Below are 13,540 nucleotides of genomic sequence, written 5' to 3'. Positions count from 1 at the left end.
GGGGGGGGGGGGGGGGGGGGCCCGCCCCCCCGCCGCCCCCCCGCCCGGCCCGCCCCCCCCGCCGGGGGGGGGGGGGGGCGGGGGGCCCCCCCCCCCTTTCCTTGTAGGGCCTTCCATGCGATGCGGCCGGCATGGAGGAACCGCATTTCATCCTCGGCCACCTGCCCTTCTGGGCGGTGACCTATGGATTCGCCGTGGTCGGCTGGACGCTGATCGGGCGCTTCATGCTGCAGTTCCTGGTGCCGCAGGACAGCCCGCTCTACATCTGGCGCGCCTTCCGCTGGCTCACCGACTGGGCGGTGGCGGCCGCGCGGCTGCTGGTGCCGAGCTACGTCGCCCCGGGTTTCCTGCCGCTGGTCGCTGCCTTCTGGATCTTCGCGTTGCGCATGGGCCTCGGTATCGCGCTCTGGGTCGCCGGCTGGGCGCCGCGCTTCGCCCCTGCCGCCGGCGCGGGAGGCTGAGGTGGCGCCGCAGACCCTCTTTGTGCTGACCCTGGCCGTCAGCCTGATGAACGGGCTGATGAGCCCGATGCTCGGCGTGGTCTTCGGCCTTTGGCCGCTCTGGTATCCGCAGGCGATCACCCCTGTGCCGGAACTGGTCTTCTACGGCGCCAGCCTCATCGTCGCGACCGCGACGCTGCTGCTCTCCGCCGTGCCGGCCGCGATCGCGGAGCGGCTGGGCCTCGGGCTCGAGCGCGCGATGTGGCTCTGGCTGGGCGGCGCGGCCCTGCTGCTGCTGCTCGGCCTGGCCTGATCCGCCGCAGCCTCCCGCTTCGCCGCGGCCCATGCTAAGCGCCGCCGCCATGCCCCCGGCCGCTTCCGACATGCCCGACCTTCGCGCCGCGCGCCGCCTGGTGGTGAAGATCGGCTCCGCCCTGGTGGTGGACGAGGCCACCGCCGCGCCGCGCGAGGCCTGGCTCGCCGGCGTCGCGGCCGATGTCGCGGCGCTGCGCGCCCGCGGCGTGGAGGTGATCCTCGTCTCCTCCGGCGCCATCGCGCTGGCGCGCCGCGCCCTCGGCCTGACGCGGCGCAAGCTGCGGCTGGAGGAGAAGCAGGCGGCCGCCGCCGTCGGCCAGATCCGCCTGGCCGGCGCCTGGGCGCAGGCGCTTTCGGCCGTCGGGCTGAACGCCGCGCAACTGCTGCTGACGCTGGAGGACAGCGAGGATCGCCGCCGCTACCTGAACGCGCGCGCCACGCTCGGCACGCTGCTGGCGCTGGGCTGCGTGCCGGTGATCAACGAGAACGATACCGTCGCCACCACCGAGATCCGCTTCGGCGACAACGACCGCCTCGCCGCGCGCGTGGCGGAGATGGTGGAGGCCGACGCGCTGGTGCTGCTGTCCGACATCGACGGCCTCTACACCGCCGATCCGCGCCGGGATCCGGCGGCCGAGCATCTGGCGGTGGTGCCGCAGGTCACGGACCGGATCATGGCGATGGGGGGCGAGCCGCCGCCCGGCTATTCCTCGGGCGGCATGCGCACCAAGCTGATCGCCGCGCGCATCGCGACCGGCGCCGGCTGCGCGATGGCCATTGCGCTCGGCAAGGCGGAGCGTCCGCTGCAGGCGATGGAGCAGGGCGCGCGCTGCACCTGGTTCCTGCCGGAGCCCGCCGGGCGGTCGGCGCGCAAGCGCTGGATCGCGGGATCGCTCGCGCCGCTTGGCGCGCTGGTGGTGGATGCGGGCGCGGCGCACGCGCTGGCACGGGGATCGTCGCTGCTGCCGGCCGGTGTGCGCGCCGTTTCGGGCGAATTCCGGCGCGGCGATCCGGTCAGCGTGCGCGACAAGGCGGGCCGCGAACTGGCGCGCGGCCTGGTGGGGTATGACTCCGCGGATGCCCAGCGCATCGCCGGCCACCGCAGCGAGGAACTGGAAGATATCCTGGGCTGGCGCGGGCGCGACGAGATCATCCATCGCGACGACCTCGTGCTGCTCTGACCGCCTGCCGGGCGGCGCTTCGTCGGACGGGCGATTCATGGGATAACGCCGCGCCAAGAGAGACATGCACAGGGAGGAAACAGCATGTTCCAGCCAACCCTCAGCCGCCGCCGGCTGCTTGCCGGGACCGCAGCCGTCGCGCTGGCCAGCCCCGCGCTGGCGCAGTCGGGTTTCCCGGATCGCCCGGTGCGCCTGGTGGTCGGCTTCGTGCCCGGCGGCGCGACCGACATCTCGGCCCGCGCCATCGCTCCGAAGATGAGCGAGGTGCTCGGCCAGCCCGTGGTGGTCGAGAACCGGCCCGGCGCCGGCTCGAACCTCGCCTCCGAGATCGTCGCGCGCAGCCCGGCGGATGGCCACACCATCCTGCTCGCCACGCTGGGCGCGCTGGTCATCAGCCCGATGATCATGCGCCTGCCGGTGGACCCGGCGAAGGACCTGGTGCCGATCTCGACCGCGGTGAACCTCTTCAACATCATGGTCACGCCGGCCGATCGGCCCTGGCGCAGCGCGGCGGATGTGATCGCCGCGGCGAAGGCGAAGCCCGGCGAGTTGTCCTGGGGTCACAGCGGCATCGGCAGCGCGCCGCAGCTGGCCGGGCTGCTGTTCAGCCAGATGGCCGGGCTCGACACCATCGGCGTGGCCTATCGCGGCGGCGGCCTCGTGGTGACGGATCTCGTCTCCGGCCGGCTCGACTTCGGCTTCCCCACCGCGCCCTCGGTGCTGCCGCAGGTGCGGGAGGGCCGGGTGCGCGCCCTCGCGGTGCCGACGGCACAACGGTCCCGCCTGCTGCCGGATGTGCCGACCGTCGCCGAAAGCGGCCTGCCCGGCTACGACGTGCCGTCCTGGTACGGCCTGGTCGCGCCGGCCGGCACGCCGGATGCGGCGCTGAACCGGCTGAACCAGGCGGCGGTGACGGCGCTGAACGACCCGAACGTGATCGAGACGCTCGCGCGCGCCGGCCTCGAGGCGCTGCCTTCCACGCGGCAGGAGATGGCGCAGGCGCTCGTCGCCGAGCGCGAGAAGTGGGGCCCGGCGATCCGCAACAGCGGCATCCGCATCGAGGGCTGATCGCCCTCGCCCGGCAGGACCAGCGATCCTGCCGGGCTGCACCTCTGTTGTCCCTGCTGGCGGAATCGGTCAGCCTGCCCTGTCCGCCGCAGGGAGACAGATCATGCGTGCCCTTCGCCTCGCCGCTGCGATGCTTCCGCTGCTCGCCACGCCGACACTGGCGCAGACCACGCTGCGCATCGGCATCGGCGCCGATCCGAACCAGCTGGATCCCGCGCAGTCCAGCGCCTTCGTCGATCGCGTCGTCTTCGCGGCGATGTGCGACAAGCTGGTGGATGTCGGGCCCGACCTGCAGTTCCAGCCGGAGCTCGCGACGCGCTGGGAATGGGCGCCGGACGGCCGCGCGCTGACGCTGACGCTGCGCGACGGCGCGCGCTTCCAGGACGGCACGCCGGTGGATGCAGCGGCGGTGAAGGCGAATCTCGATCGCTATCGCACCGCCCGCGAAAGCCGCCGCCGAAGCGAGCTTCAGCAGGTCAGCGCGGTGGAGACGCCGGATGCGCGCACCGTGCGCCTGGTGCTGCGCGAGCCCTTCGCGCCGCTGCTCTCCGTGCTGTCGGACCGTGCGGGCATGATGCTCGCGCCCTCGGTCCTGCCGATGGGCGAGCGCGTGAGCGAGAACCCCGTCTGCTCCGGTCCGTTCCGCCTGACGCGCCGCGTCGCGCAGGACCGCATCGAGATGGAGAAGCATGCGGGCCACTGGAACGCCGCCAACATCCATTTCGACCGGCTGGTCTTCCTGCCGCTCACCGACAACAACGTGCGCCTGCTGAACCTGCGCGGCGGGCAGCTCGACCTGATCGAGCGCGTCTCGCCCACCGACATCCCGACCGTGGAGCGCGACCGCCGGCTGCGCCTCGTGGCCGGCGCCTCGATCGCCTACCAGGCGATCCAGATCAACACGGGGCACGGGCCGGCGGCGCAGAATCCGCTTGGCACCGATCCGCGCGTGCGCGAGGCCTTCGAGCTCTCGATCGACCGCGCCGTGATCAACCAGGTGGCGCTGGAGGGCCGCTTCACGCCGAACAACCAGCCGGAGCCGCCCGGCACCACCTTCCACTTCGCCGATCTCACGCCGCCCGCACGCGACCCGGCGCGCGCGCGCGCGCTGCTGCGCGCCGCGGGCCATGACCGCGTGAGCTTCACCTTCCGCGTGCCGAACCAGCCGCTGGAGGCGCAGATCGCCGAGATCATCCAGGCGATGGCGGCGGAAGGCGGCTTCGACATCAAGCTGGAGGTGACGGAGGCCTCGACCATGGTCGCGGCGGCGCAGCGCGGCGACTTCGAGGCGACGATGAACATCTGGTCGGGCCGTCCCGATCCGGACGGCAACATCGCCTTCTGGCTGGCGACGGACGGCTTCCTCAATCGCGGCAAGTATTCGAACCCGGCGCTCGACAGGCTGCTGGCGCAGGCGCGGTCGGTGACCGCCGTGCCGGAGCGCCAGCGCCTGTATCACGAGGCGGCGCGGATCTGGCTGGCCGAGCGGCCCTTGATGATCCTCTACCACTACCGCTGGTTCTGGGCGATGCGCGCCGACCTGCAGAGCTTCGAGCCGCGGCCGGACGGCATCATCCGATTGGCCGGGCTGCGCCTGCCGCGCTGAGCCGCGGCGGGGCGGCGGTTGCGCCGCCGCCCCTGCGGGGCCGTATGGATCAGCCCCGCTCGCCGGCCTTGGCCATCAGCGCCTGCGTCGCGGGCGCCTCATGGACCACGCTCATGTTCTCGCCCGAGCCGACCACCCGGGCGACGCGGCCCGGCTGGGCGTGCTGCGCATCCAGCACCACGACCTCGGCGCTCTCGCCGGAGCCGATCGTGCGGGTCAGCGCGCCGCCGACGATGTTCCGGCTCGGGCTGGCATAGACCACCGAGGCGTTCTGGCCGGTGCCGACCACGCGCGGGCCGGTCCATTCCTCGGCGGCGGCGGCGGTGCCGAAGGACACCGCGAAGGCGGCGGCGACGGCGAAACGGGTATAGGCGTTCATGACAGGTCTCCTGTTGGTGTCTGTTCTCTGTGCGACCGCGCCCTTGCTTGGCCGCTTCGGCGCCGGTTCGGCTTGGCGAGTGCCGGCGTTCCGATGGGCGGCAATCTGGCGCGGCGAGGTTTCAGCGGCATGTCGCAAACGAACTCGCGTGCGACGGCGGCCCATTGCGCGGGTTTCGCGTGCGACGATTGCGTCAGCGTCGCGCGAGGCCGCGGCAGGCGATGCTCATCTCGTTCTCCTTCGTGCTGGCGGTGCGGTGGTCTGCCCGCCGTGACGCTGCGGCAGATGTGTCGCGCCGGGTCCTGCGCCCAATCGCCTCCGCGCATCGGCCTCATTCGGGATCCCGATGGCCGGGCCGGCTTGCCGCGGCGCTTCCCTCGCCCAATGCCGCAGGCTAGGGATGGCGCCCAGGAGACCCGGACGATGAACGCCCTCGCCGACGAGGCCACCCGCCTGCTGCAATCCGCCGCGCGCGACGCGCGCGAAGCCGCGCATGCGCTCGCCGTCGCGCCGCGACCGCAGAAGGATGCGGCGCTGCTGGGCGCGGCCGCCGCGCTGCGCGCGCGCAGCGCGGAGCTGCTGGAGGCGAATGCGCAGGACCTCGCCGCCGCGACCGGCCTCTCGCCCGCCTTCCGCGACCGCCTCGCGCTCACGCCCGCGCGCGTGGAGGCGATGGCGAAGGGCATCGAGGAGGTCGCGGCGCTGCCCGATCCGGTCGGCCGCGTGCTGGCCGAATGGACGCGCCCGAACGGCCTGGTGATGCGCCGCGTCGCGCAGCCGATCGGCGTCGTCGGCATGATCTACGAGAGCCGCCCGAACGTGACGGCCGATGCCGGCGCGCTTTGCCTCAAGGCGGGCAGCGCGGTGATCCTGCGCGGCGGCAGCGAGAGCCTGCGCAGCGCGCTCGCTATCCATGCCTGCATGGCGCAGGGCCTGCGCGAGGCCGGGCTGCCGGAAGCCGCGATCAGCGTGGCGCCCACGGCGGATCGCGGCTTCGTCGCGGCGATGCTGCGCGCGGCGGGGCTGATCGATCTGATCGTGCCGCGCGGCGGCAAGGGCCTCGTCACCCGCGTGATGGAGGAGGCGCGCGTGCCCGTGCTCGCGCATGCCGAGGGCCTCTGCCACACCTATGTCCACGCCGCCGCCGACCACGCCATGGCGCGCAGCCTGATCGCCAACGCGAAGATGCGCCGCACCGGCGTCTGCGGCGCGACCGAGACGCTGCTGATCGACGCCGCGATCGCGCCCGCGCTGCTGCCCGCCATCGTCGCGGACCTGCGCGCGCTCGGCTGCGACTTCCGCGCCGATGACCGCGCGCGCGCGATCTGCCCGGACCTGCCCGCTGCGACCGAGGAGGATTTCCGCACCGAGTGGCTGGATGCGATCCTGTCCGTGAAGGTGGTGGACGGCGTGGACGCGGCGCTGGATCACATCCGCCGCTTCGGCAGCGAGCATACCGAGGCGATCGTCACGCAGGACGAGGAAGCGGCGCGGCGCTTCCTGGATCGGCTCGGCTCGGCGGTCGGCATGTGGAACGCCTCCACGCAGTTCTGCGACGGCGGCGAGTTCGGCTTCGGCGCGGAGATCGGCATCGCCACGGGGCGGCTGCATGCGCGCGGGCCGGTGGGCCTCGAGCAGCTCTGCACCTATCGCTACCAGGTGCTCGGCACCGGCCAGACCCGGCCCTGAGATCGCGCGAGGAGGCGCATCGTCATGCCTGCCTATCTGATCGCCAATATCGAAGTCACCGACCCAGCGGGCTTCGAGCGCTACCGCAGCGCCGTGCCGGCGGTGATCGCAGCCCATGGCGGTCGCTACCTGGTGCGCGGCGGCGCGCATCAGGCGGTGGAGGGCAACCTGCCCCTCAAGCGGCTGGTGATCCTGGAATTCCCGACCATGGCCGCGCTGCAGGGCTTCTACGAGAGCGCCGACTATCGCCCGCTGCTGGAACTCCGCCTGGCCAGCGCGCGCAGCGAGGTGGCCTTCGTGGAGGGCTACGCCCCGCCCGCATGACGATTCAGCGCGGCCGCGCCCTGCGCTAGACTGGGGCCGACCTGACCGGGAGGACCCATGCGCCCCATCCTCGCTGCCCTCTGCCTCGCGCTGCTGCCGGGCATGGCCTTCGCGGCCTGCCCCTCGGTGCCGGATGTGGCGCGCTTCGCCCGCGCCTTCCTGGATCGCAGCGCGCCGCCCCCGCCGCCGCTCTACCCCGATCTCTCCATGGCCGATGCGCTCTGCGCGCAGGACCGGTTCGTGGCGGTGCTCGCGCAGCCCTTCGGCGACCAGGTCGGCTGGAAGGTCGGGCTGACCAATCCGGTCATCCAGGGCCGCTTCGGCGTGAACCATCCGGTGGCCGGCGCCATCTTCCACGGCACCATCCGCGAAAGCTCGGGCGCCGAGCTGCCGGCGAATTTCGGCATCCTGCCGATCGTCGAGAGCGACCTGCTGGTCCGCATCCGCGACGAGGGCGTGAACACCGCCGGCGACGACCCGGTGGCGCTGCTGCGCCATGTCGAGAGCGTGATCCCCTTCATCGAGCTGGCCGACCTGGTCTATCCGCCGAATGCGCCCTGGACCGCGCCGATGATCGTCGCGATCAATGTCGGCGCGCGGCTCGGGGTGCTGGGCACGCCGATCCCGGCCGAGGCGACGCCGGACTTCGCCGCCCGCCTCGCCGCGATGACCGTGATCCTGGCGGACGACACGCGGGAGATCGGCCGCGCGCCGGGGCGCGCCATCCTGGGCCAGCCGATGAATGCGCTGGCCTGGCTGGTGGCGGATCTTCGCTCCCGCGGGCGCACGCTGCGTGCGGGCGACTATGTCTCGCTCGGCGGCTTCTCCCCCCCGGTGCAACCCCAGGCGGGGCGCAGCTACCGCGTGACCTATGAGGGGCTGGCGGCGCAGCCTGTCCATGTGGAGGTGCGCTTCCGCTGATGTGCTCGACCGCATGCCGGTCCCGGCCCGCGTAACGTGGTTCCGAACCCACGCGGCGACCGCAGGCGGCGCCGCATCGGCCTGCTCGGCGGCAGCTTCAACCCCGCGCATGCGGGCCACCGCCACGTGGCGGAGCGGGTGCGGCGGGCGCTGCGGCTGGACGAGGTCTGGCTGATGGTCTCGCCGGGCAACCCGCTGAAGCCGCGCGCGGGCATGGCACCGCTGGCCGAGCGCCTTGCCTCCGCGCGGGCCATCGCCGATGGGCGGCGCATCGTCGCCACCGACATCGAGGCCGCGCTCGGCACCCGCTACACCGAGGACACGCTGCGGGCGTTGCACCGGCGCTTCCCGCGCAGCCGCTTCGTCTTCGTGATCGGCGCCGACAACCTGGCGCAGCTGCCGCGCTGGCAGGGCTGGACGCGGCTCGCGGCGCGGACGCCCATCGCCGTGCTGCCGCGGCCCGGCTGGACGCGCAAGGCGCTGGCCTCGAAGGCCGCGAAGCGGCTGGCGCGGCACCGGCGCCGCCCCGGCGCGCTGCTGGCCGGCCCGCGGCCCACCCATGCGCCCCCTTCTCATGCGCCTTGGGCCTTCTTGCCCGCCGCCGAGCATCCGGCCTCCGCCACCGCCATCCGCGCGGCGGCCGCCCGGGCGCCGCGGCGTGCGCTCGTGCCACGCCCGGCAGCAATGCGCCGCGTGCCGCCATCGCCGCGGATGCAGGCGGCGGCTGCTGCTGCTAGGTGAAGGCGAAGGCCAATCGAGAGGAGGCGGAGATAGCCCGCGCGCCAAAGGCAAGTCCGGACACACCCAAGCCCGCGTCGCGTCGCGCGCCCGCCAAGGCGGCCCCGGCCAAGCCGAAGCCGAAGACCACGGCGACGAAGGCCGCGACGCCGGCCAGGGCGGCGAAGGCGAAGCCCGCCGCCTCCAGGGCTCCGGCCGGGTCGCCCGCGAAGAAGACCGCGACGGCGGCCGCCAAGGCGCCGGCGAGGCCGCGCGCCAAGGTGCCGGCGGCGCCCAAGGCCACCGCGGCCAAGCCGCGCGCCACCGCCAAGCCGGCCGCGAAGACCGCTGCGAAAGCGGCCGCGCCGCGCCCCGCCCGCGCCGCGCGCGCCCGCAAGCCGAAGATTCAGCCGGCGCTGCTCGACCGCCTGGTGGAGGCCGCCCGCAAGAGCCTGGAGGACGACAAGGCCGAGGAGGTGGTCGTGCTCGACGTCACCGGCCGCGCCGACTACGCCGACCGCCTGGTGATCGCCACCGGCCTCGCCGACCGGCAGATCCAGGCCATGGCGAGCCACTTGGAGGACGCCTTCGAGAAGGAGGGGCTGAAGCTCCGCCGCGACGCCACCCAGGCGAGCCCGGACTGGGTGCTGATCGACGCCGGCGACCTCGTGGTCCACCTGTTCAAGCCGGAGGCCCGCCGCCTCTACGCGCTGGAACGCATGTGGGGCCCCGACAGCCCCGCCGCCGCCGCGCCGCAGGACCGCACGCCGCTGCCCGATGACGGCGCCGGCGGCTCGACCGCGACGGAGGAGGACGACGAATAGGCCCGCGACGCTGCTGGCCGTCGGGCGCCTCAAGCCCGGGCCGGAGCGCGCCCTGTTCGATCACTACGCCGCCCGGCTGCGCCCCGCCCCGGTGGTGGTCGAGATCCCCGAGGCCCGTGGCAGCGCCGCGGAAGTCCGCCGGCGCGAAGGCGCCGCGCTGCTCGCCGCCCTGCCGGAGGGCTGCACCGCGGTGGCGCTCGACCTCGGCGGGCAGATGCCAGACAGCGAGGCCTTCGCCGCGCTGCTGGAACGCTGGTCCGGCGCGGGCCGCCCGCCGGCCTTCCTGATCGGCGGGGCCGAGGGGCTGGATCCGGCGGTGCTGGCGCGGGCGGAGCACCGGATCTCGCTCGGCCCGATGACCTGGCCGCATTTCCTGGTCCGCGGGATGCTGGCCGAGCAGCTCTACCGCGCGCAGGCGATCCGGCAGAACCACCCCTATCACCGGGCCTGGCGGCCGGGTTGAACCGCATCGCCCCGTTGCCGCGCGGCGCCCCGTCGGGGCAGGCTCACGCATCGCAACCACGGAGCCTGCCCCGGTGACGCTGCTGATCCTCGCCGCCGCCCTCTGGATCTTCATCCATATCGGCATCTCCGGCACGCGCCTGCGGGATGCCGTGGTGGCGCGGCTGGGCGAGGGGCGGTTCACCCTGGTCTTCTCCATCGCCTCCGCCGTCTCGATCCTGCTGCTGGTGCTGGCCTGGCGGAATGCGGAGACGACCCTCCTCTGGGCGGCGCCGGGCTGGCTGCGCTGGATCCTGGCCTTCCTGATGCTGCCGGCCTTCGTGCTGTTCATGGCCAGCCACAAGCGCAAGCCGACCGCGGTCGGCAACAAGGGCCTGGGCGAGGAGCCGCGCGGCATCCAGCGCGTCACGCGCCACCCCATGCTGTGCTCCTTCGCGATCTGGGGCTTCGTGCATGTCCTCGGCAATGGCGACACGGCGAGCCTGGTGTTCTTCGGCGCCTTCCTGGTCACCGCCCTGGCCGGCATGCCCTCGATCGACGCCAAGCTCGCGCGGCGCAGCCCGGAGGCCTGGCGCAGCTTTGCCGAAAGGACCTCGATCCTGCCCTTCGGCGCGATCCTGTCCGGGCGGAACCGGCTGGTGCTGTCGGAGATCGGCTGGATGCCGCCGGTGGTGGGCCTGGTTCTCTGGGCGGCGATGCTGCATTTCCACCGCGGCATCTTCGGCGTGCCCGCGCTGATCCTGGGCGGGTAATGCGGCCCGATGACCGCAGGGCCGCAAGGCCCGAAGGTCTGAATCGGTCCGCACAGGGCGCCACGCCCTGCCCTTGAACTCTCCCGGCCGCCGCGCCATTCCCTGCGGCAACAAAGCTCCTTCACAAGCCGGGAACCATGCAGGAAGTCCTCACGCGGGCCGACGAGGCCGATGATCCGCGCGCGCGCGTCGCGCGGCTGGTGCTGTCGCCCGTCTTCCAGAAGACGATCATCGCGCTGATCCTGCTCAACGCCGTCACGCTGGGGCTCGAGACCTCGCAGACGGTCATGGCCGGCTGGGGCGGGCTGCTGGGAGCGCTGGACGGCATCCTGCTGGTGCTGTTCACGGCCGAGCTCGCTCTGCGGATCTATGCGTTCCGCGGGCGCTTCTTCCGCGATCCCTGGGGCCTGTTCGACTTGGTCGTGGTCGCGCTGGCCTGGATGCCGAGCTCGGGCCCGCTCTCGGTGCTGCGTGCCTTGCGCGTGCTGCGGGTGCTGCGGCTGGTCAGCGCCGTGCCCTCGATGCGCCTGGTGGTGGAGGCGATGCTGAAGGCGCTGCCCGGGATGGGCAGCATCGTCCTGCTGATGGGGCTGATCTTCTACGTCTTCGCGGTGATGGCGACGAAGCTCTACGGCGAGATCGCGCCGGAACGCTTCGGCACGCTGGGCGCGAGCCTGTTCACGCTGTTCCAGATGATGACGCTGGAAAGCTGGGCGGAGGCCAATGTGCGCCCGATCCTGGAGCACCAGCCGCTGGCCTGGCTGTTCTTCGTGCCCTTCATCCTGATCGCGACCTTCGTCGTGCTCAACCTGTTCATCGGCGTGATCGTGGACAGCATCCAGACGCTGCGCGAGCAGCGCGACATCCCGACCGCCGCCTCGGCCCAGGCGGCGACCGCGGCGGCGCGGTCGGAAGCGCATCTCGATTCGCAGACGCTGCTGGCGGAGATCCGCGCGCTGCGCGCGGAAGTGCGGGACCTGCGCGCCGCGCGGCCCGGTTGACCCTGGCCGGCGCAGGTCCTAGCTGCGCCGCTGCACGCCGAGGGACACCGCCATGCCACGCCCCGCCCATCGCCCCGTCATGCTGGTCATCCTCGATGGCTGGGGCTGGCGGGAGGAGGCGGCGGACAATGCGGTGAAGCAGGCCGAAACGCCCTGCTTCGACGCGCTCTGGGCGAAGGAGCCGCATGCCTTCCTGCGCACCTCGGGCCGCGATGTCGGCCTGCCCGAGGGGCAGATGGGCAATTCCGAGGTCGGGCACCTGAACATCGGCGCCGGCCGCGTGGTGATGCAGGACCTGGTGCGCATCGACGCGGCCACCGAGGACGGGTCCATCGGGACGCTGCCGGCCTTCCGGACGCTGGTGGAGAAGGTGAAGGCGGGCAGCGGCAGGCTGCATCTGCTCGGCCTGCTCTCGCCCGGCGGCGTGCACAGCCACCAGGATCACGCCATCGCGCTGGCGAAGGCCGCGACCGCCGCCGGGCTGCAGGTGCTGGTGCATGCCTGGACCGATGGCCGCGACACCGCGCCGCAGGCCGCGCCGCAATTCCTGGCCGATTTCGAATCGAAGCTGCCGGACGGCGCCCGCGTCGCGACCGTCTGCGGCCGCTATTTCGCGATGGACCGCGACAAGCGGTGGGAGCGCGTGAAGCAGGCCTATGACGTGATGGTGAACCCGAAAGGCGCCCGCCACGCCACCGCGCAGGAGGCCGTCGCGGCCGCGCATGCGGCCGGAAAATTCGACGAGTTCGTGCCGGCGGCGGCGATCGGCGACTACAACGGCATGCATCACGGCGACGGGCTGCTCTGCTTCAATTTCCGCGCCGACCGCGTGCGCGAGATCCTGACCGCCCTGCTCGACCCCGCCTTCGACGGCTTCGACGCCGATCCGACGGTGCGCTTCTCCGCCGCCGCGGGCATGACGGAATACAGCGCGGCGCTGAACCCCTTCCTGCTGACGCTGTTCCCGCCGCTGTCCATGGCCGACATCCTCGGCGAGGTCGTCAGCAAGGCCGGGCTGACGCAGCTCCGCATGGCGGAGACGGAAAAGTATCCGCATGTGACCTACTTCCTGAATGGCGGGGAGGAAGCGGTCTATCCGGGCGAGGACCGCATCATGGTGCCCTCGCCCAAGGTCGCGACCTACGACCTGCAGCCCGAGATGTCGGCGCCGGAGCTGACGGAGAAGGCGGTGCAGGCGATCGGATCGGGCAAATACGACCTGATCGTGCTGAACTTCGCCAATGCCGACATGGTGGGCCATACCGGCAGCCTGCCCGCCGCCATCAAGGCCTGCGAGGCGGTGGATGCCGGCCTCTCCCGCATCGCGGAGGCGATCGCGGCGGCGGGCGGCCGCCTGCTGGTCACCGCCGACCACGGCAATGCCGAGCTGATGCGGGACCCGGTCACCGGCGGCCCGCACACCGCCCACACCACCAACCCGGTCCCCGTGCTGCTGCACAACCCTCCGGCCGGCATGGCGCTGGCCGATGGGCGCCTGGCCGACATCGCGCCCACCCTGCTGGCGCTGCTCGGCCTGCCGCAGCCGCCGGCGATGACCGGCCGTTCGCTGCTGCGCCCGGCCTGAAGCGGCTTCCCGGTTCCCTGCGACACGCCGTGTCGCAGGCTGCAACGCTCGCTCACCCGACGACGCTTGCCGCGGGGCGCGCCCGGGGCGGACAATGCCGCGTGTCCTGTCGCGCCCGCATGATCCGCCGCCTGGCGATGCTGCTGCTGCTGCCGGTCCTCGCGGCCGAGCCGGCCCTGGCGCAGTCCGCCCGCGATGTGCGCGAGGCGGAGCGGGTCGCCGCAGAGCGGCGGCGGGGGGGCGCGGGCCCCCCCGCCGCGGGGGGGGGCCCCCCCC

16 protein-coding genes are annotated in these 13,540 nt (G+C 73.1%); 14 read left to right on the top strand and 2 right to left on the bottom strand.

What is annotated here, in order from left to right:
• The first annotated feature begins 131 nt into the window (after positions 1-131).
• The 5 genes from AC1MIR_RS08410 to AC1MIR_RS08390 all read left to right on the top strand — a co-directional run bounded on the left by AC1MIR_RS08410 (position 132) and on the right by AC1MIR_RS08390 (position 4,610).
• On the top strand, positions 132-461 hold the full coding sequence (locus AC1MIR_RS08410) for a YggT family protein (RefSeq protein WP_480027727.1): 330 nt from the start codon (positions 132-134) through the stop codon (positions 459-461).
• A gap of 1 nt (position 462) precedes the next feature.
• On the top strand, positions 463-753 hold the full coding sequence (locus tag AC1MIR_RS08405; RefSeq protein WP_480027726.1) for a hypothetical protein: 291 nt from the start codon (positions 463-465) through the stop codon (positions 751-753).
• Between the two features lie 70 nt (positions 754-823).
• Entirely contained in the window at positions 824-1,936 is a 1,113-nt protein-coding gene (gene proB / locus AC1MIR_RS08400) for a glutamate 5-kinase (RefSeq protein ID WP_480027725.1), read from the top strand.
• Positions 1,937-2,020: 84 nt separating this feature from the next.
• Positions 2,021-3,004, top strand: a complete 984-nt coding sequence (locus AC1MIR_RS08395; RefSeq protein ID WP_480027724.1) for a Bug family tripartite tricarboxylate transporter substrate binding protein — start codon at positions 2,021-2,023, stop codon at positions 3,002-3,004.
• 103 nt (positions 3,005-3,107) lie between these two features.
• Complete coding sequence (locus AC1MIR_RS08390; protein WP_480027723.1) at positions 3,108-4,610, top strand: ABC transporter substrate-binding protein; 1,503 nt, start codon at positions 3,108-3,110, stop codon at positions 4,608-4,610.
• Positions 4,611-4,659: 49 nt separating this feature from the next.
• Here the strand turns inward: AC1MIR_RS08390 and AC1MIR_RS08385 are convergent, their stop codons facing one another.
• Positions 4,660-4,989: a hypothetical protein gene (locus tag AC1MIR_RS08385; RefSeq protein WP_480027722.1), complete on the bottom strand. Its 330-nt coding sequence runs from the start codon at positions 4,987-4,989 to the stop codon at positions 4,660-4,662.
• A 423-nt stretch (positions 4,990-5,412) separates the two neighbouring features.
• Here AC1MIR_RS08385 and AC1MIR_RS08380 point away from each other — a divergent pair, with 423 nt between their 5' ends.
• The 4 genes from AC1MIR_RS08380 to AC1MIR_RS08365 are packed head-to-tail and all read left to right on the top strand — an operon-like array spanning position 5,413 to position 8,664.
• Positions 5,413-6,678 carry a glutamate-5-semialdehyde dehydrogenase gene (locus AC1MIR_RS08380; RefSeq protein ID WP_480027721.1) on the top strand — a complete coding sequence of 422 codons (1,266 nt, stop codon included), beginning with the start codon at positions 5,413-5,415 and terminating at the stop codon, positions 6,676-6,678.
• A gap of 24 nt (positions 6,679-6,702) precedes the next feature.
• Entirely contained in the window at positions 6,703-7,002 is a 300-nt protein-coding gene (locus AC1MIR_RS08375; protein WP_480027720.1) for a DUF1330 domain-containing protein, read from the top strand.
• A 57-nt stretch (positions 7,003-7,059) separates the two neighbouring features.
• A complete protein-coding gene (locus tag AC1MIR_RS08370; RefSeq protein WP_480027719.1) occupies positions 7,060-7,923 on the top strand; it encodes a 2-keto-4-pentenoate hydratase in 864 nt (287 codons plus the stop codon).
• Positions 7,924-7,959: 36 nt separating this feature from the next.
• A complete protein-coding gene (locus tag AC1MIR_RS08365) occupies positions 7,960-8,664 on the top strand; it encodes a nicotinate-nucleotide adenylyltransferase (RefSeq protein WP_480027718.1) in 705 nt (234 codons plus the stop codon).
• Here the strand turns inward: AC1MIR_RS08365 and AC1MIR_RS08360 are convergent.
• Positions 8,657-8,920, bottom strand: a complete 264-nt coding sequence (locus tag AC1MIR_RS08360; protein ID WP_480027717.1) for a hypothetical protein — start codon at positions 8,918-8,920, stop codon at positions 8,657-8,659. The two genes, AC1MIR_RS08365 and AC1MIR_RS08360, sit on opposite strands and share 8 nt — an antisense overlap.
• A 1-nt stretch (position 8,921) precedes the next feature.
• On the opposite strand from AC1MIR_RS08360, the gene rsfS reads away from it, so the two are divergent.
• The 5 genes from rsfS to gpmI all read left to right on the top strand — a co-directional run bounded on the left by rsfS (position 8,922) and on the right by gpmI (position 13,264).
• The gene (rsfS, locus tag AC1MIR_RS08355; protein ID WP_480027716.1) at positions 8,922-9,464 is read left to right on the top strand and encodes a ribosome silencing factor; all 543 of its coding nucleotides are present in this window, start codon (positions 8,922-8,924) and stop codon (positions 9,462-9,464) included.
• Positions 9,418-9,927 carry a 23S rRNA (pseudouridine(1915)-N(3))-methyltransferase RlmH gene (locus AC1MIR_RS08350; protein WP_480027715.1) on the top strand — a complete coding sequence of 170 codons (510 nt, stop codon included), beginning with the start codon at positions 9,418-9,420 and terminating at the stop codon, positions 9,925-9,927. The genes rsfS and AC1MIR_RS08350 overlap by 47 nt, the downstream gene beginning before the upstream one ends.
• Before the next feature lie 73 nt (positions 9,928-10,000).
• Entirely contained in the window at positions 10,001-10,678 is a 678-nt protein-coding gene (locus AC1MIR_RS08345; protein WP_480027714.1) for an NnrU family protein, read from the top strand.
• A gap of 137 nt (positions 10,679-10,815) precedes the next feature.
• Entirely contained in the window at positions 10,816-11,679 is an 864-nt protein-coding gene (locus AC1MIR_RS08340) for an ion transporter (RefSeq protein WP_480027713.1), read from the top strand.
• A gap of 52 nt (positions 11,680-11,731) precedes the next feature.
• Positions 11,732-13,264, top strand: a complete 1,533-nt coding sequence (gene gpmI / locus AC1MIR_RS08335) for a 2,3-bisphosphoglycerate-independent phosphoglycerate mutase (protein ID WP_480027712.1) — start codon at positions 11,732-11,734, stop codon at positions 13,262-13,264.
• Positions 13,265-13,540: the final 276 nt, after the last annotated feature.

The organism is Falsiroseomonas sp. RANM36 (assembly GCF_056682175.1).
This window is presented reverse-complemented; position numbering and strand designations above follow the sequence as displayed.